Origin of the sequence: Pseudomonas sp. R5(2019) (genome assembly GCF_009905435.1) — a bacterium.
In the GTDB taxonomy this organism is placed as follows: domain Bacteria; phylum Pseudomonadota; class Gammaproteobacteria; order Pseudomonadales; family Pseudomonadaceae; genus Aquipseudomonas.
This window is the reverse complement of sequence record NZ_JAAAMT010000004.1, coordinates 1-20865: the sequence shown is the minus strand read 5'-3', so window position 1 is coordinate 20865 and position 20865 is coordinate 1. Positions and strand designations below refer to the sequence as shown.

Sequence of the window (20865 nt, the reverse complement as noted above, 5' to 3'; positions counted from 1 at the left end):
ACAATTCTCCTGACTTAATCCTTGTGTCCCGTTGCGGCAGGCATGTGCCGTTCAAGGAGAGTGAAGAGATCTGGCTCCCATTCGGGCACCGATGCTCCTTGCATGGCGACATGAGCACGGAAGAACAAGCCATCGGCCAGCCAACTCAATCCTCGTGCAGCAAGCAGCTCGGCAGCGATGGTCATCACGTAGCAACAATGGCGCGGATGAGAGGACTCCAGTTGAATTGCTTCGAGTCGACGGAGCATCGATTCCACTCCTGCCATCTCCAGCAGACCGCGCAGCTCCTCACGTAATGTGGGGTACTCCTGACTGGCGCCTGGAGGAGCGGCACCGCTATCGCCGCCGATGATCCAGGCATGCGTTTCGCCATCGACGAAAGGGCGCCCGTCTGCAAACTGCAACTTGACCAGTGCGGGCAAGCGCGTGACAAATCGCTCGGTCGCCTGGCGGATGGCTTCGGCCACACTTTGCATTTCCAGACGACGGGCAATACCGGCGGCCAGATAGCTGCCGCGCAGCCAGTAAGGGGACGACGTTGCACTTTTTTCGACCCGCTGAAGCAACACCGGGTCGACGGCATTGGTATTCATTGCATCCCCATAGGCATCCGCGGTATCAGCGGAAACCGCCATCAATTCCGTGCGCAAATCCTTGCCTGGCGAGGGTGCAGCGCTCAGATGCGCCCAAAGGGCAAAGCGTCGCAGCAGGTAGCCGGTTGGATCGTATGCATCCTGCTGGTTGATGATCTCGGCAATGGCCAATAGAGAGCGCCGACTCTCGCGCTCGTTACCCGAGGCAAGGTTGGCGGACGTAAAAAATGCTTCGGTTATCACCGGCGTGGGTGATGGAATATCCAGCTGCGCTTCCACCAGTTCGGGCGCGCGCGTAGCTTCGGCCGCCAGTCGCAATTGACCTTCGAGCCGTGTGAGTGCTGATGCATCAAGCTTCACTTGGGCCGCAATACTTTGCAGTTGATCGAGCGCTTGCTGGCCCGCCTTGTAATACTCCTCGCCAAAACTCTTGGCATCGAGTGTCGTCAGGGCTTCACCCAGTCGCTCGAATAGCAGCGCCATAAGGCGTCTCTTGGCCACCAGGCCTGAGGCGCCTGGCTTGGGGAATCCGGTCTCCCAATAGCGACTCGCCATGCCGGCCAGTACACCGGCCGCTTCGGCCCAGCCGCGCCAACCTCGGGCGCGCATGCGCGCCGTCGACAAGTGGGCCGCAATGCGAAAATGCTTGCATCGAGTGGTCAGGTATCGGCAAGCGGCTTCATCCACGTAGCCCCAATCGATTCGGGGCTCCTGCAGACTGCCTAGTTTCATCATTTCGCTGTCGATGCCTTGGAATACGTTATCTTCCTCATCGAAGACACCTGCAGGTTGCTGGACGTCAACAGGGAACAACAACGCATCGATATCAAGCGGGGGAAGTGGATTCACCAATGACAGGCCTCCCGCTGCTGGTTCATCCGCTCGTGCAGCGCGCCTGCATCGAACTCCAGCCCATCGAAGGGTGCGTGATCACTTTCCACCTTCAGAAGCTGGCCGGGTCGGGTCAGGTGGCGCAGCTGTTCGATAGCGACCAGGCCTCGGCCACCATCCGTCACGGTGCCGACTTCCAGCACCTGCCAGGGACGGCTGGCAGAGAGCGGGCGACCATCCAACAGCAACCGGATGTTGGCTCGGTTCACCGTCACCGGTTGAGCGGTCAACAACTGCAGTCGCGAGATATTCTGCAAGCAACTGATGGCTAAGTACGTACGCGGTTCCGGGCCATCAAGCGCTGGAGCGGAAATCACCACCTGCGACTGCCCCGGCAAGGCGTCGTCAGTACGCAGCAACAGCATGCTCGTCTGTTCCGGCTGTCGCCCGGATTCATTACGGCGGACCAGCGAGACAATATCCGGCACGCTTGCACGTGCAGGCGATACTTCAGCCGGTACTGAGGCTGCGGCTTGTGGTGTCGGTGGAGTACCTGCTGTGGAATCAAAACATGCCAGCCGCTCCAATGCCGATACAATGATCGTGCAATCGCGTCCGGCTGCCACCAAAGCTTGACCCGTATCGCAACCCAGCAGGGTAATTGCTACCAGTATCGGTACCCCATATAACCTCATCAAGAGTCCTTCCCCTTCAAGTTCCAATCCAGGCATTTACGCGCCAAGGTGCGCTTGGGAATACCGAGGCTGAGCGCCGCTTGCCGCCGAGAACCCGAAACCTGGTTCAAGCGATCGTCCAACAACAGACGCTCGAAGGTCGCCAGTGCCTTGGGCAGGCTGTCGGTGCGCCACAGATCCTCGAAAGCAGCCTGCGCGTTCTGTTCCGTAGCCGCCTTTTGCGGTTTTACTTCCAGTTCCGCCAACAGGTTGATGCGGATGCGTTTACCCGGTGGCGTGCGCTCCGCAGCAGAAAGCACCAGGCTACGCAACTCCCGCACGTTGCCGGGAAACCCATACGCCTGGAGCCGGGCCACGGCGCTGGCTGAAATGCCGGCCACTCGTGCCTTGCGTACTCGGTTGTGCTCCAGCAGGACGTGCGACACCAAGGCCGGGATATCTTCCGGCCTTTCACATAACGGAGGGATGTGTAAGACCTGCTGGCGGATGCGGAAGTAGAGGTCTTCCCGGAAGTGGCCGTCTCGCACCATATCGGGCAATGGGCGATGGGTCGCGCATATCAGCCGGAAGTCGGAAGTTTGCTCGCGCGTCGTCCCCACCGGTCGAAACTTCTTTTCGTTGAGCAGCCGTAGCAGGGTTCCCTGTAGCGGCAACGGCATGTCCCCGATTTCATCCAGGAACAACGTGCCGCCGTGAGCTTCGGCCACCAAACCCGTCCGGGCTCGCTTGGCGCCGGTATAAGCCCCGAGCGCTGCGCCGAATAACTCAGCCTCGATCAAGTCTTTTGGAATCGCCGCGCAGTTCACAGGTACAAACTTGCCTTCGCGCGAAGACGCCTGATGAATGAGCATGGCGGCATGGTCCTTTCCGGACCCGGTTTCGCCGGTTATCAGCAATGACAAAGAAGAATCGGCAAGACGCAACATGTCTTCGCGCAGACGGCGGGCCGTCGCCCCGACTCCGATGAAGCCTGCCGCCAGTAACCGTGTGCGCGAGCGTCCCTGCGCAACTTCCCGCTGCAGTTGTTCGGCACGTTGATGATGTGCAAGTGCCTTCGCGCCTTGCTGTGCGTGGAGCTGAGCCATCAGGATTTCATGCAGTTGCACAAGCTCCTGCCAAACGCCATCCTCCCGCCAAGCCAAAAGCGCACTATGAGCCCCTGACAGGGCCAATACCCCCATCGCCTTGCGCTGTGAATCAAACAGGGGGAGCGCAATCAAGGCATCGCCTTCGACCAGCCGTTCGCGCAGTGCTTCATAGCCTGCACCCACGTCGACCAAAGCACCTTTGCGCTCGATAAGGCATGCCTTGCCCGTCAGCAGACAGTAAACCAGGGGATTGTCCAACTCTTCCATGGACAAAATGGGGAGTAGATCCGCACTGGACCCGTGCCCGGCAAGGGGCTGTAGGCTGTCGTCTGTTGGCGCACGCCAATAGCAGGCGCCATCTGAAAGTCCAGGCACCGCACACGCGGACTGCAGGAATCGTGCGGCCAGTGGGCCCACGCTGGACGTTTGGGCAAGCTCGCGGACGAAGATGGCGACCTCTCTAGTCTGCATCTGGATTCCACTCAGCTCAGCACAGCGTCGAAGGCAAAGCCGTTCCAGGTCACGACAGCACGCTGGAACGGCTCGGCGCTTGCCAGCCGTTTCAACACTGCCAGAGACAGGGGCGGCAGCATTTCACCGTCGAGACTCGTATCAAGTTGCCGGGCACCGTTCTGATGCCGAGTGCAGCGGGTACGCAATTCGTCCCGCGCGCAGGCCTCAATGGTCAGCGTCGCGCCATAGTTCCGAGTAAATTGATGCTGTAATCGTTGCAGCCGACTGGTAACTATTTCCTTCAACGTCAGTTCGTCGAGGTAGTGGTAAGGCACAACCTGCATCCGCGCCAGCAGGGCCGGCTTGAGGAATCGGATGAGGTGTTGACGCAAGTCGTGACAACCGAGGTCGCACAAATTGCCATCACCCTCGTCGAAACCGAGGTTCGAGGTCAGGAAGAACAGGATATTCTGACAGTCGATCCGCCGCCCTTCGCCATCGGCTAACTCCCCTTTATCGAAGGCCTGGTAAAAGATATTCAGCACTTCAGGATGTGCTTTCTCTATTTCGTCCAACAATATGACGGAATAGGGCTTCTTGCGGATAGCTTCGGTCAGCACCCCGCCCTCGCCATAACCGACATATCCGGGTGACGCTCCCAACAGTCTGGAGACCGTGTGCTTCTCCTGATATTCGGACATATTGATGACCGTGAGGAATTGCTCGCCTGCGAACAATGCTTCAGTGACCGCCAGAGCGGTTTCGGTTTTACCGACGCCGCTCGGTCCTGCCAGCAGGAATGAGCCCAGGGGTGTACCGGGTCGACGCAGATCCGCCATGGCTGTGAGCAGATGGCGATGGATAATTTCAATGGCTTTATCCTGGCCTTTAATGCGCTCGCGCAAAGTGACTGGTAAGGTCTCGAGCCGCTCCAGTTGGTCGCTGTTGAGGGTGGCGGCCGGGATGCCCGTCCAGTCGGCAATGACCTGTGCAACCTGTTCGGCGCCCACATCGGCATGCAATAAAGCACATTCGCGTTGCAGCTCGGCCAACAGCACAACCTTGTCCGCCAGAAGCGGTCGCTGACCATCCTCAGTGCCCTTGGCTCGCAGGGCAACAATGTCATCGACCAGCACTCGCTGCCGCTCCCAAGCCTGACTGACCTGTGCAATAGTCTCCTTCGCCTGTTGCCGGGCATCATCCAGGACGCTCAACCTGGCAGGGTCAGCCTTGCGACCGGCACCCGCATCGCGCCAGAGCTGTTCTGATTCGGCATCGATTTGCCGTAGTTCGTTCTCCAATGCAGTGAGGCGACGTGGGGGCTCGGCCCGTGCGGTCGCGACTCGCACACAAGCAGTGTCCAGCACGTCAATGGCCTTGTCCGGTAATTGCCGCCCAGACAAATAGCGGGCAGACAAGGTCGCTGCCGCCCGCAAGGCGTCGTCGCCGATATAAACCTGATGCGCCTGCTCGTACAGCGGGCGCAAGCCGCGCAGGATGTGCAAAGCCTGCTCCTGGCTGGGCTCATTCAGTTTCACGAGTTGAAAGCGGCGCGTCAGCGCCGGGTCCTTTTCGATGTACTTCTTGTATTCGGACCAGGTCGTGGCGGCGATGGTGCGCAGTTCACCACGCGCCAGCGCCGGCTTGAGCAGGTTGGCTGCATCGCTCCCACCGGCAACATTGCCCGCGCCGATCAGTGTGTGCGCTTCGTCGATGAACAGAATTATGGCCTGCGGCGACGCCTTGACCTCATCCATGACCGCCTTCAGGCGCTTCTCGAACTCCCCCTTGACCGACGCACCCGCCTGCAGAGCCCCCAGATCGAGCCCCCACAGATGCACTGCTCGCAGCGACTCCGGTACGCGTTGTTGTACGATGCGTAGCGCCAGGCCTTCCACCAATGCGCTTTTGCCGACGCCGGCATCACCCACCACGATGGGGTTATTCTTGCGCCGACGCGAAAGGATATCGACCATCAGGTCGATCTCGGCATCCCGGCACAGGACGGGATCGATGTCACCTCGTTGCGCTTGCGCCGTGAAGTCGTGACCGTATTTGCGCAGGGCGCTTTCCCCACCCACCGATGCATTGACCGCTATCGAGGCATCAGCCATAACGGGCGTCTCCGCCGATCTCGCGAGCATCTCGGCGAAGCGCTTTCGCAAGACCTCCCGGTTGATGCAACCCAGCATCTGGACGGCGGCAGAAGGCAAGTAGCGAGGCGGACTCAACAAGGCGGCCAAAAACAAGGCGCCACTGCGCAGTTCGGGTTGCACCAGTTCTACGGTGCTGAGCAGCAAGGCTTCCTGCAGCAACTCCAGCAGTAACGGCGAGAACGATGGATAGGCATGCCCGTAACCGCCGTCCTGCTCGGGGAAGATTGTGGAGAACGCCCTGCGTACCTCGTCGGTACCCAGGCCGGCATCAGCCAGTACGAAGCGCACATCGGACAACGGCTGATCGAGCAGCTTGAAGAGCAGGTGCGCAACGGTTACTTCAGCGCCGCGCTGGTTTATACACAGACTCCCCGCTTCTTCCAAGGCCTGTCGACAAACTGGATTCAAACGTTCCAGGAGCCCTGCCAGATCAACCATAATCATAGGTAATAACTCTCGAGAAAAATGACACTTCCAGCGCTAGCGAAAAACATCACTGAAGCTTGATGCCTGGCACTTGCGGCAACCAATCGCCACCACAATGAGCTTTGAGTAGCGCCGAAGAAAAACACACACTCCAATTGATGTCTGTAAGACATTTCCCAAGTTCACCTACTACATAAATCCCCCCCATAAAAACACACTTCATAGGTTGGGAACCTTCACCCCCCACACTGCGAAATTTCCTATTGCCCCCTGCCCGTGCAAGCCCTAGCCTCGCGTCCTGTTGCTCAAGCGCAGCTTATTCAATGGTGCGCCTCGACTTCCACGGCGGGCATGAAGCTCTCCAACCACTCACGTGAATAGAGCGCTGTCACGCCATGGTCATCACTGCGACAACGTTTTGAAATTTTGCTGACAGTCGCATTACCCGCATTAAACTTGCCAAGTAAAGGAGTGCTCCATGGCAACAAAGAACGGTTCGATTGCACCAAAGGAACGCATCAACATCCGTTACGTCCCCGCCACAGGCGATCAACATCAGGAAGTTGAACTTCCTTTGAAGTTATTAGTAACAGGAGACTTCAAGGGACACGGAGAAGATATTTCAGTGGAAGAGCGCACGAGCGTTCGCATCGACCAGGACACATTCGATGATGTCATGGCCAAATCCGGGCTCAACCTGAAAATGGAGGTTCCTGCCACTCTGGATTCAGGGAGCGAGAGCGATACCCTCAGTGTCGACTTGCAATTCTTGAGCATGAAGGATTTCGGTCCGGACGCCATTGCCCGCCAAGTACCTGAGCTGAACAAACTGCTGGAGTTGCGGGAAGCTCTGGTAGCACTCAAGGGTCCGATGGGCAACATCCCCGCCTTCCGCAAGCAGATTCAGGCACTGCTGGGTGACGAAAGCGCACGCAGCAAGCTGGCCATGGAACTGGAGCAACTATTGGAATCTCCTGAAGCCTGAAGCCACAAACCCCAGGCCATTCTTTTTTCTCCAGTTTTGAAGGACGCAAACATGACGAAAGCGCAATCTGCCGCAGTCTCCGCAACAGACGACATCCAACCGCAAGGCGGCCTGCTGGCCCAGATCATGGCCCAGACGCGTCTTGAGCCGAATCAGGAAGGCTATGCCATCGCCGAACGCGGAGTCGCCGCCTTCATTTGCGAAATACTCAAATCCGACACGCGCGAGCAGCCGATCAACAAACAGTTGGTCGACTGCATGCTTACCGAGATCGACGACAAACTCGGCAAGCAGATGGACGCAATCCTTCATCATCCCGAACTGCAATCGCTTGAGTCCGCCTGGCGTGACCTCAAGGGTCTGGTGGACAGGACCAACTTTCGCGAGAACATTCAGATCGAGTACCTCCACGTCACCAAGGAAGAGCTGCTGGAGGACTTCGAAAGCGCCGCCGACATAACCCGCAGTGGGCTCTACAAGCATGTCTATACCGCCGGCTACGGCCAGTTCGGGGGCAACCCCATAGGCTGCGTGGTCAGCAACTACACTTTTGGCCCCTCGGCACCCGATATCAAGCTGCTCGGCTATGTCGCCTCTGTCGGCGCCATGGCTCATGCGCCGTTCCTGGGCGCGGCCGGCCCGGAGATGCTGAACCTTGACTCCTTGCAGGACCTACCCAACCTCAAAGAGATCAAAGACATTTTCGAAGGGCCGCGCTTTGCCAAATGGCGAAACCTGCGCGACTCCGAGGACGCCCGCTATCTGGGCTTGACCATGCCTCGATACTTGCTGCGCCAGCCGTATGACCCACTGGAAAACCCGGCTCGCAGCTTCACCTACCGTGAAACCATCGACGGAAATCACGATAACTACCTGTGGGGCAACTCCTCGTTCCTTCTGGCCAGCCGCATCTGCGATAGCTTCGCCAAGTACCGCTGGTGCCCGAATATCATTGGGCCGCAATCCGGCGGCACGGTGGACGACCTGCCGGTTCACCTGTACGAATCCCTGGGCCAATTGCAAGCCAAGATTCCAACGGAAGTACTGATCTCTGACCGCAAGGAGTTCGAGCTGGCCAGTGAAGGATTCATCCCGTTAACCATGCGCAAAGACAGCGACAACGCTGTGTTTTTTTCGGCCAATTCGGTTCAGAAACCCAAGACGTTCTCGAATACGGCCGAAGGAATGGTCGCGCAAACCAACTATATGCTGGGCACTCAGTTGCCCTACATGTTCATCATCAATCGACTCGCGCACTACATCAAAGTCTTGCAACGCGAGCAGATCGGTAGCTGGAAAGAGCGTCAGGATCTGGAGCGCGAGCTCAACAATTGGCTACGTCAATACATTGCCGATCAGGAAAGCCCTTCGGCAGATGTACGCAGTCGCCGCCCGCTGCGCGCGGCCAGTGTCGAAGTGAAAAACGTTGCTGGCAGCCCCGGCTGGTACCAGGTTGGCTTGTCGGTGCGCCCTCATTTCAAGTACATGGGCGCCAGTTTCGAGTTGTCCCTTGTTGGCCGCCTGGACAAAGAATGACGGGAGACTGACACATGCCTCGGTCACCAGGAAAAGGAAGCCTGTTCGAGCGTCTGGATCCAGAACTGCCGCCACGGCGCTCGCGCACTCGACAGGAACTGGCGGCCGAGCGCATCAGGGCCATCAAGCGCCAACTGGAATTGATACTCAATACCCGTCAGGGCAGCGCTCAGAGCTGCCCCAACCTGGGTCTACGGGATCTGAACGATGCAGACGCCGGTAGCGCGGATCTGCACCTGCAGATTTGCCAGGATATTCGCCTGGCTGTCGCTGCCTATGAACCGCGGGCCCAGGTCATCGACGTTCACCCCCTGCCCGCTGCTGGACAGCCGCAGGATTTGCACTTGCGCTTGCAGTGTCTGATCCCCCTCAACCACATGCAAGAACGGGTGGAGATAGACCTGCTGTTTCACCACCACGATCGACAGGTCAAGGTGAAGTAGTGCCACGGAGGCCAGATGCCACTGAAGACTAAGTTTCGCGAGGAGCTGGATTACCTGCGCCGCTTGCGACGCGTATTTGCACGCAACAATCCTCAACTGGTCCAGTTTCTTGGAGAGGAGGCCACTGATCCGGATGTCGAGCGTCTACTGGAAGGCTTCGCTTTCCTGACCGCCAAACTGCGCCTGAAGATCGAGGATGATTTTCCGGAATTGACGCATGCCCTATTGCAGATGCTTTGGCCGAACTACCTGCGACCACTGCCCAGCGCCACCATCGTGCAGTTCGAACCGACAAGCTACGCCCTTACCGGTCGTCAGGCTGTACCCAAAGGTACTCGCATACTGTCGCGACCGGTCGATGGCATGTCCTGCCAGTTCCGCACCTGTACGGACACTTGGATATACCCGTTCGATCTGGTTGATGTGAGCGACGCGCATTCGTTGGAGAAGTCGATTGTGCGAATAGACCTTTCCACCATGAGCCAGAACCCGCCCGACACATACGAATGCAATCGACTCGATTTCTACTTGAGTGGTAGCGATTACAACGCCCAGACGTTGTATCTCTGGCTGGCCAGGTACCTGAGCGAGATCCGCATGGAGTCTGCCGGTATCGTTAGGTATATCCCGATCAATCAGGTCATCTTCCCGGGTTTCCATCCGGAAGAAGCATTGCTGCCGTACCCCAAGAACGCCATGGACGGCTATCGCATCCTCCAGGAATACTTTCTGTTCCCCCGGCGCTTCTTTTTCTTTGGTCTCAATGACCTGCGCGCACTCTGGCCATCCGAAGCAACCGAAGGCATCCGCTTCGAGTTCCATTTCACGCGCCCGATGCCGGTGGATGTCCGCGTGCGCAAGGGTGATTTTTCACTGTACTGCGCACCCGCAGTCAATCTGTTTGAACATGATGCCGAGCCGGTGCGGTTGACCGGCAAAGTGGTTGAGCATCGCTTGCAACCTGTCGGCCAGCGGCAGGATGCCTACGAAATATTCAGCATCGACCGAGTCGATGGGTGGAAGAACGAGAGCAGTGGCCAGCCTGGTGAGTGGCTGCGCACCTACCAGCCGTTCGAGTCGCTGCGCCACCAGATAGATCATGAGCGAGGACGCACAACGCTCTACTACCGCACGCGGGTTTCCCAGTCACTCATCGACCCTGGGATTGAACACAACGTCGCCTTCGTGCGCGGCGACGACCATCACCATATCGGACGGGAAGAAACGGTGTCTTTCTCTCTGACCTGTACCAATCGCGACTTGCCTTTGGCACTTGGCGTTGGTGATATCAGCGCGCAAACACGCGATACACCCGCCTTCGTTCGCTACCGGAACCTGACGGCACCGACACCTTCCTATCGCCCCATCCTGGCGGGTGACTTGCATTGGACCCTGATTTCCAACCTGTCTCCAACCTACTTGTCGTTGCTCTCGGCTGAGCCGCTGAAGGCAATCATCGGCACCTACGACTTCGCTGCCCAGCATGACATCCAGCGGGCACGAGCCACGCAAAAACGACTAGATAGCATGCAGGAAGTCATCAGCACTCCGCTTGACCGGCTGTTCAAGGGACTGCCGATTCGCGGCACGCGTACCGTTATCAGCCTGGATCAAGACGGTTTTTCGTGCGAGGGAGATCTCTACCTGTTTGGCACGGTGTTGAGTCACTTTCTTTCCTTGTACGCCAGTATTTCATCGTTTCACGTACTGGAAGCCATCAACAAGACCAATCAGGAGCACTACGCATGGCCGATGCGCAGCGGTATACAGTCCCTGATCTGAGTGAACGCCTGCTGGGCGAAGCGAAAGGGCACGACTTCTTCCGCTTGCTGGAGCGCTTGCATGCGCTTCACGAAGATGATCTGGAGTCGTCGGACTGCTTTGACGCCGAACACCAACGTATCTACCTGAGCAATCACGCCGGCCTGGGTTTTCCAGCCTCTGACGTCGCTTCGGCCGTGCGCCTGGAAGACAGCAATCCGCATCAATACCAGATTCAGGCGAACTTCTTCGGAATGCACGGCGCTGATTCGCCATTGCCCGGTTTCTACCTTGATCAACTGGCCTATGAGGCCAGACAAGGTGTGGGTATCCGCCCCGCTTTCCTGGACTTCTTCAACCACCGACTGCTGACATTGTTGCATCAGGCCTGGCGCAAATATCGCTACTACGTCCGCTTCCGCCCAGGCGCTGACGATCAGTTGTCCCAGCGTATCTTTGCGCTTATCGGTTTGAAACACGGAACCACCCGTGGGACCACCCCCATCGCCTGGAGCCGACTGCTGAGCTTCGCCGGTGCCGTAGTGCTGCGCAGCCGATCCCCCACCATGCTGGCGGGCCTGATTGCGCATTGCTTTGACCTGGCGCAGGTCCACATCCGAGACTTCGAGCTGCGCTACTCGGTTATCGACAACTCCGATCGCATTCGACTTGGCCGCAGCAACGGCCAACTGGGCGAGAACTTCCAGATCGGCGAAAGCGTACGCACGCGCCATTGCAAGTTCACCATCGTCATTTCCCGGTTGAGCCAGGAGCGCTTCCGGGAATTCCTGCCCCACGGCGAGAACTTCGAGCGCCTGCGCAAACTGATCGTTTTCCTGCTGCGCGACCCGATTCCCTGCGATCTGGAACTGACGTTGTGTGAAGACGAAGTTCCTCCCTTCCATTTGCGGCAGACCGACGGTACCCAGTTGGGCTGGACCAGTTTTCTGGAACAACCCGACCACGGTCGGCCACCTCCCGTCCGCGTCACGGTGCGCACATGAACACTGTTATCTCCGTCCATCGCCTGGCCCTGGTGGTCGAAAATCCTCAAGCGCTGCAGAAAGGCAGCGCCCCCCGACATACCTTCGATGCCGCAGGCGGCACTATCGGAGCCCGGGGGGCCGACTGGATCCTCCATGACCACAAAGGCTACATCCAGCCCATCCACTGTGAAATCCGCCACGAAGATGGTCATTTCATCATCCTCGATCGCTCTGGCAAAACTCGCGTGAATGGCCAAGCGGATCCGCTCGGAGCCTCCACCAGCGTCAGGCTGAGCGGTGCCGACACGCTGCACATTGGCCCCTACCGCATCTGCGTCAGTTCAGACGATGAGCAACATCCATTACCGGACTCTACCCGGCATCTTTCACAGCATGAGGTAGGCGAACTGCTTGGCGCGACTATCGGGGATCTGGACAGTCTGCCGCATGGCTTGATCGATGAAATTCCAGCCTTTTCCCCGCAGGACGCCGTGGCAGCTGACTTCCTGGCATTGTCCGAGCCGCTTCCCCTCCAAGGCCACCTTGATCCTCTTCAAGCCCTGGACGAAGCCGAACGCGCTCATACGGTGAGTGCAGAAATCGGCAGCCCACTCGATGCCAATCACTATGGCCTGGCGCCACTCGCTGCTCAGGCTGACCTCTCCACTACCCGATTTGAAGCCTTTTCCGGTTCACCGTTGCTTGCTTCTGGAGACCCACGCATGTCGGAACAAGACCCACGCCTTGGCACCACCAACAAGTGGCTGCATGACCAATACACCAGCGGCGGCGATCCTGCCGGATGGGTGGCACCGCTGGTGGAGGGGCTCGGTGCTCCTGTCGGTGCATTGGCTCCACAAGCTGCCCACGCCCTGTTATTTGAAGCTGGCAGGACACTCGGCGCGTTGATACGCGGGCTCACCGCATTGCATGAAGCGCCACCCGGGCATCAGCAACGCATGACCTTGGCTGGCCGTACTTTGCAGCCCATTGAAGACAATCCCTTGCGCCTTGGCCAGAGCTACCCCGATACCGTGCATGCGCTTTTCTCCAGCACACGCAGCGTCGTTCACCTGTCGCCGACCGCGGCCGTCGAGGAATCCCTTGAGCAGATTCGCCAGCAACAGAGTGCAATGCTCAAAGCCACTGCCGCGGGCCTCAACGCACTGTTGCACGCCTTCGCGCCAGAGCAATTGGAGCAGCGCTTTGCCCGCTACCGCTCGGCGCCAGTCGACGAGTCACCGCCTGGCGACTGGACCTGGCAAATGTACCAGCACTACTACGACGAACTGATTTCGAGCCGCCAGCAAGGTTTCGACAAACTGTTCTGGGAGGTTTTCGACCAGGCCTACGACCAGGCATTGCGTGCGGAGGCGCAATGAAGCAAGCCATCACGCTCTTGCTCGCCAGCGTGCTGCTTGCTGGCTGCAGCACCGTGGGCAATGTATTCAAGAAAACCGGTCAGATTTTGATTGACCCCTCCACTCAGGTCGGTAACGCCGAAGACCAGGTAACGCAGATCGCCCTGAGCTTGTACGCAGGCAATGATGTCAACCCTAATCCGGTGACCGACGTCATTGCCACGGTCACCCATGGCGACTCAGAGGGTAGTGAGCCAAACGAGGATGGCCCGTTCGCGGTGAACCTGAACAGTGCGACCAAGGGCGAGCTCATTCACAGCCTGCAGACCCTGCTCGACCATCTCCAGGAAGACACTGCGATCTCGGTACCGTTGCTGGCGCCAGTGGGATACCTGGACGCCGCGCAGCCCCCCTTTCCTCTGGTATTAGACGACTCGGAGGCAGCCGCAAATCTGGCGCTTGGACAATACCTGACAGGCGTCAGCCTGGACACTGCACCAGACCTTACGCTCGCTACGCCCAACAGCGCTACGCCCATCGCCTTCCGGATTCTGCAGCTCAAGGATGACACTCTTCTGGAAAACGCAGACCCGAACCTGCTTCGCATTGCCCCCAAAAAAGCGCTAGGCAGTACCTACGTGAGCTCGGACGACTACATCCTGGTACCCGGGCAGTTCAAGCACATCGACTTCGGCAGTCTGGACGAGAAAACCCGGTACATCGCGGTGGTCGCAGACTTCCATGCCCCCAACGCCTTGCGCTCTCAAGATGTATTTCGCCTGGAACCACGAGGGCGCAAATACGCATTACTGGTGACCCTGCAGAACACCCGCGTCGCCATCATTGACGAGAGCTTCCGCCCTTCGCAAACCGCACGGCGTGCGCCAACTCAAGCGAGAACAACACCATGACCACCCACAATCCTGTTATCTGGAGCGAGGGGCAGTTCATCAAGCCCCAGCATTTCCAGCAGAGCGACCGCTACCTCGAGCACTACGTCAATGTGCGGTTGGGCAGCAAATACTGGTACGGCTTCTGCGATTTGGAGCTCAATCAGGAGTTCCTCTCCTTCGGCAAGATTGCAGTCGTTCGCGCTCGCGGCATCATGCCCGACGGCACAGCCTTCGATATTCCACACGATCAGCCACCACCCGAGCCGCTGGCGATCATCGACGCTGGCGCTGCCAACCAGACGATCTACCTGACGCTGCCACTTCGCTCCCATGGTGTTTCAGAAGTCCGCTGGCCCGATACCTTCGCCAAGACCCGGTACGTCCACCGCACCGAGGACATTCGCGACACCCACAGCCATCAGGGTGACCATGCCTCCATCGCCCTCGCGGTACCCAACCTGCAATTGGCCTTGGAGCGGGATGATCGCAGTGCCTTTACCGGGCTTGCCCTGGGCCGCATCCTCGACCGTCGGCCAGACGGCAGCTTGCTGTTGGATAACAAGTTCTATGTGACCGGCATGCACCTTCAGGCAATCCGCCCGCTGGCGCACTTCATGGAGGAAATCTGCGCCCTGATGCATGAGCGTGCCAAGAGCATCGCCGAACGCATCGGTTCGCCGGAGCAGTCGGGGGTGGCCGACGTCACCGACTTCAACCTCTTACAGGCACTCAACCGCTGGCAGCACCAGTTCAGGCATCTGGCCCGGGATGCGGACGTTCGTCCGGTAGACGCCTACCTCGCCTGTGGCCAGGCCTGTGGTGAGCTGACCACCTTCACCGATGAGGGAAGATTGCCGCTGGAGTACCCAGCCTATCAACACAACAACCCGCATGCCTCGTTCCGCATGCTGGAAGAAACCCTGCGTCGCGTCCTCAGCACGGTACTGCAGCCTCGCGCCATCTCTTTACCACTGGTTGCGCAAGGACACGGGGTGCTGACTGCGCAAGTGAACGACGCCAGCCTGCTGCAAAGTGCCGACTTCATCCTGGCCGTGCGCGCGCGAATGCCGCTGGAGCACATGCGCAAACTCTTCCTGCAACAGGCCAAGGTCGCTTCGCAGCAATCCTTGCTGGACCTGATTCGCCTGCAGCTGCCAGGCATACCGCTCAGTCCGCTACCTGTGGCTCCCCGCCATCTGCCATTCCACGCCGGCTTCACCTACTTCCAACTGGACCGCACACACGACAGCTGGCAGCGGCTGATGCAACACAGTACCAACGGGTTCGGCTTCCACATCACCGGAGATTTCCCCGAGCTTGAATTGCAGTTCTGGGCCATTCGGAGTCAATGAGATGAACACTTCCGTATTAGTCGGCAATGACCGCGTCGAGAGCAAAACACCGACGGGGACGTCGCTCGACATGCCAAACGACTTTGTGCGCACCGCCCCGCAAACCTCCATCGACGACGTCCTGTTTGACGGTGCTTCTGGCATCGATACAGACGAAGATTTGCAGTTCCGACTACGTGGACACAGCCTCAATCCACTTGTAGATGCCGCGCAACCACTCTTTGGCCTGGTCATTCGCCTGCGCCGACTCGGGAAGCTTTCAGAAACCGACATCACCCAACTCTATGAGAGGGTGCGTGACCACATCACTGCCCTATCAGAGGAAGTGCGTCAACTTGGCTATGACGGCGCTACACAACTTTCCTACCGCTATGCCCTCTGCGCGTTCATCGACGAAGCTGTGATGGCGACCACCTGGGGCGTCAACTCCCGCTGGCGAGAGCGCTCACTGCTCAGCTATCACCACAACGAAACCTGGGGCGGTGAAAAGTTCTTCACCGTCCTGGCACGCATGCAGATGGACGCGGCCAAGTATCGCGACGTCCTGGAGTTCAAATACCTCTGCCTCTGCCTGGGCTTCCAGGGCAAATACGGCCAACAGCACAACCACAAGGACACCCTCAACGCCATCATCGGCAAGCTGCACAAGACACTCCGTTCGCTACGTGGCGACGCTCCAGAACGACTGACTGACGCCCCAGACAACGTGGTTACCCGCAGTTATCACCTGGGTCGCCAATGGCCACTATGGACACCTTGGGCATTCGCCCTGGTCATCGTGGCAAGCGCTTATACCTACTTCGCCATGAAGCTTGGTACTACCACCCAACTGGTTCTGGAGTCGCTGGAGAGCATTCTCAAACTCTGACCATCCCAGCCATTTTCGAGCGACTGCACGGAAGGAACCCGTCAATGCCCAGCCAATCCCATCTGCGCTTTACTTTCGACATTCTCGGCGGTGAAGCCCCCGACGCCTTCGATGTCGTCGAATTCACTCTGACCGAAGGTTTGTCCGAAACCTTCCTGCTTGCTTTGGAACTGACCAGCCCCAACCCCGCCATCGACTTCGGCCAGGTCCTCGATCGCCCGGGGCTGCTGACGATCTGGCATGGCCAGACGCCGGTACGCTTTGTTCATGGCGCAGTGTCGTCCTTCGTGCAAGGTGACACGGGGTTCAGACGGACCCGTTACCGCGCCATGGTCGAACCGCGCCTAGCGCGGCTCAAGCTGTGTTCCGACTGGCGCATCTTCCAGACCCTGACTGTCCCGCAAATCGCCCACGCCGTGCTCAAGCCCCACGGCCTCACGCTGGACTACGAGCAACGCGTCACTCTCGAACGCAAACCCCGTGAGTACTGCGTGCAGGCTGGCGACACGGACTACGACTTCATCGAACGGATCCTGCGCGAGGAAGGCTTCTTCTATTCCTTCCGCCACAGCGCCGAGGGCCATCAGCTGACCCACAGCGACCGCTTGTTTATCCACGGTCGTCTCGACGACGAACCCGTGCTTTACAATCCGGCGCCCGGCGGCGATCAACCGCAGCCGGCGCTGCGCCGCTTCGCCTACAGCGAAAACGTGCGCACCGCTCGCCAGACCCAACGCGACTACACCTTCCAGCACCCGAATTACACCCACCAACACAGCCTGGATGGCATGGACCTCGACCACCAGGGCCGTGGCTACGAGCGCTACGACTACCCCGGCCGACACAAATTCGACGAGGTCGCCAAGCCGATCCTGACCAACCGCCTGCGCGGCCATCGCCGCGATGCGCGCATGGCCTGCGTCGAGGGCGACGACCCGCGCCTGCAGCCCGGAATCTCTTTTTATCTGGAAGGCCATCCCCGAGAAGACCTCAATCGTGGCTGGCGGCCGGTGCGCATGGTCCACCACGGCATCCAGCACACCAGCCAGGCCGAAGACAGCGCCGATGCCCAGCAGGGTACTCGCTACCGCTACGAGGCCGAGCTGGTCGCGGATGACGCCGAATGGCGCGCCGAGCCCCTGCCCCGCCCGCGCCTCGACGGCCCGCAGACCGCCGTGGTGGTCGGCCCGCCGAACGAGGAGATCTACACCGACGAATACGGCCGGGTGAAAGTCCAGTTCCCCTGGGATCGTGAAGGCCAACACGACGAGCACAGCTCCTGCTGGATCCGCGTCGCGCAGAACTGGGCCGGCGCGACCTGGGGCCATATGGCAATTCCGCGCATCGGCCAGGAAGTGGTCATCCATTACCTGGACGGCGACTGCGACCAGCCACTGATCATCGGCCGCACCTACAACCGCCTGCAATTGCCGCCCTATGAGCTGCCGAAACACAAGACGCGGATGACCATCAAGAGCGCAACCCACAAGGGCAAGGGGTTCAACGAACTGCGTTTCGAGGATGAGGCTGGGCAGGAAGAGATTTATATCCACGCCCAGAAGGACCAGAACCTCCACGTCAACCACGATGAAACCACCTTCGTCGGCCATGACCGCAGCGAACAGGTCGAACACGATGAAACCATCACCATCGGCCACGACCGCCAGGAAACTGTGGGCAATGACGAGCAGATCACCGTCGGCCAGGACCGCCGCCACGATATCGGTCAGGACGAATTTCTCACTATTGGCCGCAACCACAGCATCCGTACCGGCAAGGACCGCACCGAAGAGGTCGACAACAACCGTCGCGACAAGACTGGCGCCAATCACTGGGTCAGCATCGGCGCAAATCTGGAACACATTGTTGAAGGACATGCCGAGTTGCAAGCGGGGCAAGCGATTCGGCATTGGACCAAAGAGTATGAAATCCAGGTCTCGGATGCGCTGGTCATCAAAGGGGCGGGTGGCTCGATTCGCCTTGATGGCTCGGGGATCACGCTGGATGCCATAGCGATCAAGATCAACGGACCGATGGAAGTGCAAAGCGGTGGCTCAGGTAACCCCTTCTCCATTGTGGGGGCTCCAGCGTTTGAAAAGCCGCTTGATCGCTTATGCGGTCGTCGCCCTGACGGTACCTGCCCGCTAGCTGACTGCCGTTGCATTGGGGGATTGGCAAGATGACCTCACTCTCTTCGCCGGGGAAGCCGACGATACTGGGCAAGGACATTCCAGTAAATTCACTTCCTGACAGTTCCTTGCGCTATCTGTTGCTGATAACCGAACTTCTGGAGTACTGGGCCTACCGCCCTATTCCTCAGACTGGCGAGCTTCTGCCCGCCTATGCGCCTGGCGTGCTGGATCTGGTCCATGAGTTCGCCGCTTCCCCGCATTACGCATGGACCTGGAAACGCGGTCCGCTGGACGAGTATTACGAGCGTGGCCCCTTGCTCGTGGATGCAACCCACCAGCCCGCCCTCATGGAGCATGCGCTCACAGTCTGGGCCCCCATCGGCGGCGTACTGGTCATCGGCTCGGATGCCGATCTGAACACGCTGTCGACTCATCTTGGCAGCCTCGTCCAGATCGCCCTTCCGGACCAGAGCATGGCCACTTCTGATATTCGCCCCCAGCATCTTGCGGCCTGGCTCGAAGCGCTGGATGAGGACCATCGCGAAGCCTGGCTCGGCCCCATGACAACGCTTCTATGGCGCAACAACTGGGGGCCGGTCCATGACTGGTTTCGCCTTGATCGACACGCTACGTCGGCCACCGGCGAGGCTGATGAAGGGCTGTCCTTGCGCGAGCACGAACTGGTTCGCTTTGAGGCCAATACCCGTGAGCATTTTTTACTCAGTCGTGTGCATGAGGTGCGAGCCATGCCCGACTATGCCACCCGCACCCTTGAGGAGGTCCGGCGATGGGTGGAACAGATTCTGAACGTCGCCGGCCAACTCAATATCCATGACGACGCTGATGCGCAACGTCTTATCGAACTGCTGGCCCATGATCCGTGGCTGCTCCACAGCGACTCGGCTCGCACGCTACTCAACGAGTTGACCGAATCGCCACCAGCCCGGCTACGCAAGCTGGCACTCCTGGCGCAAGCAAAGGAATCCCCCCATGACTAACGCTACCGCTGGCGGTGCAACATCGGCTCCTGCGTGCAGTTCGCGCGTTCCCATCCTGCCCATTCGCTATGCCGTCGTCCCCAGGGCTTCAGATGCGCCGCTTTACCGCTACGAAGCCTCAGGGTTCAGCCTCGAACAGGGCTTTCCCGCACTTGATTTGATGGCCTATACCTTGCGTGCGTTGCGACCTGGTTATGTCTACGTCTTCATGAAAGGCCCCAAGGGCGAAAAGTTGATCGTCCATGAATACGATGGCAAGGGCGGCTATCTGGAGCTCAAGTATTCAGGCCTGCAAGCGTATGGCCGCCGAGACCGATACCGGGCGAACGGTAAACGCCAGCTGTGGGTCTGGGCGGACACCTGCCCGGATACCGCCAGGGAAGTCTGGATTGGCTACAGCCCGCACCTCTGGACTAACGGGACGACCACCCAGGTGAGCTCCGACGTCAACGTGCGCAAGCGCCACATGCGTCCGCTGGACATGCGGGAACTCACCCGCGGGGAAAAATCCCCGTCCACGCAGCCGCATGTCCTGCCCGCCAGCGCCGTGCGTCAATGGGTAGAAGACTACAAACCCGAAGAAAACCGGATGCCGCTGGCCTGGAGCAGCGACTTCTCCGACGCCAACCTGCCGCTGGCGAACCTGCTGGCCGTGGCCGCGCATTATCCCTACACGCAACCCCGGGTGCCGGTGGTCGTGGCGCTGAACGACGCCGAAGGGTTGTGCCAGGACCTGAGCCTGATGGTGGCTGCCTACCAACACCAGGCACGCGACCTGAAGCCGGCCCAACCCAGCCCGTTCAAGCCCCAGACCGCATCGGCCGAGCGCCCGAGTATCCCCGCCTGCTTTCGTCTCGACGTTGAAAAGCTGAGCGCACAGAGCAAGGACTATCACCACCAGAGCCTCGTCGCCACCTTGCTGGAGCAGACCCTGGCGGCGATGTACGACCGTGCTAACCCGCCACCGGAACAACTGGTTCTACAGCGGGCGGAATACCTGCGCCGACAGGTGGGCAACCGTCCCAAGCTGTCGCTTGCAGAACTGCGCTACCAGGTGCTCACCGACGAGCGACTGTCCCCGAATGGCGCACGGCTGGCCAAGCGGATCGACCTCGCCAAGTATCAGGCTTTCCTGGCCGAGCGCGAGAGCGTCGAACGGCAACTGCGAAGCGTCTTCACGATGGTCGACAAGGCCTGCGCGGACCACGACCAGTGGCTGGCCACCGCCGAGGACGCTTATCGCGACACGCCGTACAGCCTGGCAGCAGCCTTGGCGACCTATGACCGCGACGAACTCATTTCTGCGCG

The 20865-nt window shown here is 59.3% G+C and carries 16 protein-coding genes; 12 read left to right on the top strand and 4 right to left on the bottom strand.

Annotated elements, in window-relative coordinates; all coding sequences use genetic code 11:
* Positions 1-14: 14 nt before the first annotated feature.
* From tssA to tssH, 4 genes are all read right to left on the bottom strand, one after another.
* Positions 15-1442, bottom strand: a complete 1428-nt coding sequence (gene tssA, locus GUY40_RS04125; protein WP_166567678.1) for a type VI secretion system protein TssA — start codon at positions 1440-1442, stop codon at positions 15-17.
* A complete protein-coding gene (vasI, locus tag GUY40_RS04120; protein WP_166567677.1) occupies positions 1439-2119 on the bottom strand; it encodes a type VI secretion system-associated protein VasI in 681 nt (226 codons plus the stop codon). Before vasI ends, tssA begins: the two co-directional genes overlap by 4 nt.
* Positions 2119-3474 carry a sigma 54-interacting transcriptional regulator gene (locus GUY40_RS04115; protein WP_256675643.1) on the bottom strand — a complete coding sequence of 452 codons (1356 nt, stop codon included), beginning with the start codon at positions 3472-3474 and terminating at the stop codon, positions 2119-2121. Before GUY40_RS04115 ends, vasI begins: the two co-directional genes overlap by 1 nt.
* Positions 3475-3689: 215 nt before the next feature.
* On the bottom strand, positions 3690-6260 hold the full coding sequence (gene tssH / locus GUY40_RS04110) for a type VI secretion system ATPase TssH (protein WP_166567675.1): 2571 nt from the start codon (positions 6258-6260) through the stop codon (positions 3690-3692).
* 460 nt (positions 6261-6720) lie between these two features.
* Here tssH and tssB point away from each other — a divergent pair, with 460 nt between their 5' ends.
* The 12 genes from tssB to GUY40_RS04050 all read left to right on the top strand — a co-directional run.
* Positions 6721-7227, top strand: a complete 507-nt coding sequence (gene tssB, locus GUY40_RS04105) for a type VI secretion system contractile sheath small subunit (protein ID WP_166567674.1) — start codon at positions 6721-6723, stop codon at positions 7225-7227.
* A 51-nt stretch (positions 7228-7278) separates the two neighbouring features.
* Entirely contained in the window at positions 7279-8763 is a 1485-nt protein-coding gene (gene tssC, locus GUY40_RS04100; RefSeq protein WP_166567673.1) for a type VI secretion system contractile sheath large subunit, read from the top strand.
* A gap of 14 nt (positions 8764-8777) precedes the next feature.
* Entirely contained in the window at positions 8778-9206 is a 429-nt protein-coding gene (tssE, locus tag GUY40_RS04095; protein WP_166567672.1) for a type VI secretion system baseplate subunit TssE, read from the top strand.
* 15 nt (positions 9207-9221) lie between these two features.
* Positions 9222-10988: a type VI secretion system baseplate subunit TssF gene (gene tssF, locus GUY40_RS04090; protein WP_166567671.1), complete on the top strand. Its 1767-nt coding sequence runs from the start codon at positions 9222-9224 to the stop codon at positions 10986-10988.
* On the top strand, positions 10952-11971 hold the full coding sequence (gene tssG, locus GUY40_RS04085; protein WP_166567670.1) for a type VI secretion system baseplate subunit TssG: 1020 nt from the start codon (positions 10952-10954) through the stop codon (positions 11969-11971). The genes tssF and tssG overlap by 37 nt, the downstream gene beginning before the upstream one ends.
* Positions 11968-13335, top strand: coding sequence for a type VI secretion system-associated FHA domain protein TagH (gene tagH / locus GUY40_RS04080; protein ID WP_166567669.1), 1368 nt, complete (start codon positions 11968-11970; stop codon positions 13333-13335). Before tssG ends, tagH begins: the two co-directional genes overlap by 4 nt.
* A complete protein-coding gene (gene tssJ, locus GUY40_RS04075) occupies positions 13332-14225 on the top strand; it encodes a type VI secretion system lipoprotein TssJ (protein ID WP_166567668.1) in 894 nt (297 codons plus the stop codon). The genes tagH and tssJ overlap by 4 nt, the downstream gene beginning before the upstream one ends.
* A complete protein-coding gene (gene tssK, locus GUY40_RS04070; RefSeq protein ID WP_166567667.1) occupies positions 14222-15559 on the top strand; it encodes a type VI secretion system baseplate subunit TssK in 1338 nt (445 codons plus the stop codon). Before tssJ ends, tssK begins: the two co-directional genes overlap by 4 nt.
* Position 15560: 1 nt before the next feature.
* Positions 15561-16427, top strand: a complete 867-nt coding sequence (icmH, locus tag GUY40_RS04065) for a type IVB secretion system protein IcmH/DotU (RefSeq protein ID WP_166567666.1) — start codon at positions 15561-15563, stop codon at positions 16425-16427.
* A gap of 44 nt (positions 16428-16471) precedes the next feature.
* Entirely contained in the window at positions 16472-18610 is a 2139-nt protein-coding gene (locus GUY40_RS04060; RefSeq protein WP_166567665.1) for a type VI secretion system Vgr family protein, read from the top strand.
* A complete protein-coding gene (locus tag GUY40_RS04055; protein WP_166567664.1) occupies positions 18607-19557 on the top strand; it encodes a DUF4123 domain-containing protein in 951 nt (316 codons plus the stop codon). The genes GUY40_RS04060 and GUY40_RS04055 overlap by 4 nt, the downstream gene beginning before the upstream one ends.
* Positions 19550-20865: T6SS effector BTH_I2691 family protein (locus tag GUY40_RS04050; RefSeq protein ID WP_306092835.1), on the top strand; the 1316-nt coding region annotated here is incomplete at its 3' end. The genes GUY40_RS04055 and GUY40_RS04050, both read left to right, overlap by 8 nt.

What these genes read in the sequence shown, in the direction of transcription:
- vasI (WP_166567677.1), bottom strand. Translation starts at nt 2,119, where the DNA reads ATGAGGTTATATGGGGTACCGATACTGGTAGCAATTACCCTGCTGGGT.
- GUY40_RS04115 (WP_256675643.1), bottom strand. Translation starts at nt 3,474, where the DNA reads ATGGAAGAGTTGGACAATCCCCTGGTTTACTGTCTGCTGACGGGCAAG.
- tssH (WP_166567675.1), bottom strand. Translation starts at nt 6,260, where the DNA reads ATGATTATGGTTGATCTGGCAGGGCTCCTGGAACGTTTGAATCCAGTT.
- tssB (WP_166567674.1), top strand. Translation starts at nt 6,721, where the DNA reads ATGGCAACAAAGAACGGTTCGATTGCACCAAAGGAACGCATCAACATC.
- tssC (WP_166567673.1), top strand. Translation starts at nt 7,279, where the DNA reads ATGACGAAAGCGCAATCTGCCGCAGTCTCCGCAACAGACGACATCCAA.
- tssE (WP_166567672.1), top strand. Translation starts at nt 8,778, where the DNA reads ATGCCTCGGTCACCAGGAAAAGGAAGCCTGTTCGAGCGTCTGGATCCA.
- tssF (WP_166567671.1), top strand. Translation starts at nt 9,222, where the DNA reads ATGCCACTGAAGACTAAGTTTCGCGAGGAGCTGGATTACCTGCGCCGC.
- tssG (WP_166567670.1), top strand. Translation starts at nt 10,952, where the DNA reads ATGGCCGATGCGCAGCGGTATACAGTCCCTGATCTGAGTGAACGCCTG.
- tagH (WP_166567669.1), top strand. Translation starts at nt 11,968, where the DNA reads ATGAACACTGTTATCTCCGTCCATCGCCTGGCCCTGGTGGTCGAAAAT.
- tssJ (WP_166567668.1), top strand. Translation starts at nt 13,332, where the DNA reads ATGAAGCAAGCCATCACGCTCTTGCTCGCCAGCGTGCTGCTTGCTGGC.
- tssK (WP_166567667.1), top strand. Translation starts at nt 14,222, where the DNA reads ATGACCACCCACAATCCTGTTATCTGGAGCGAGGGGCAGTTCATCAAG.
- icmH (WP_166567666.1), top strand. Translation starts at nt 15,561, where the DNA reads ATGAACACTTCCGTATTAGTCGGCAATGACCGCGTCGAGAGCAAAACA.
- GUY40_RS04060 (WP_166567665.1), top strand. Translation starts at nt 16,472, where the DNA reads ATGCCCAGCCAATCCCATCTGCGCTTTACTTTCGACATTCTCGGCGGT.
- GUY40_RS04055 (WP_166567664.1), top strand. Translation starts at nt 18,607, where the DNA reads ATGACCTCACTCTCTTCGCCGGGGAAGCCGACGATACTGGGCAAGGAC.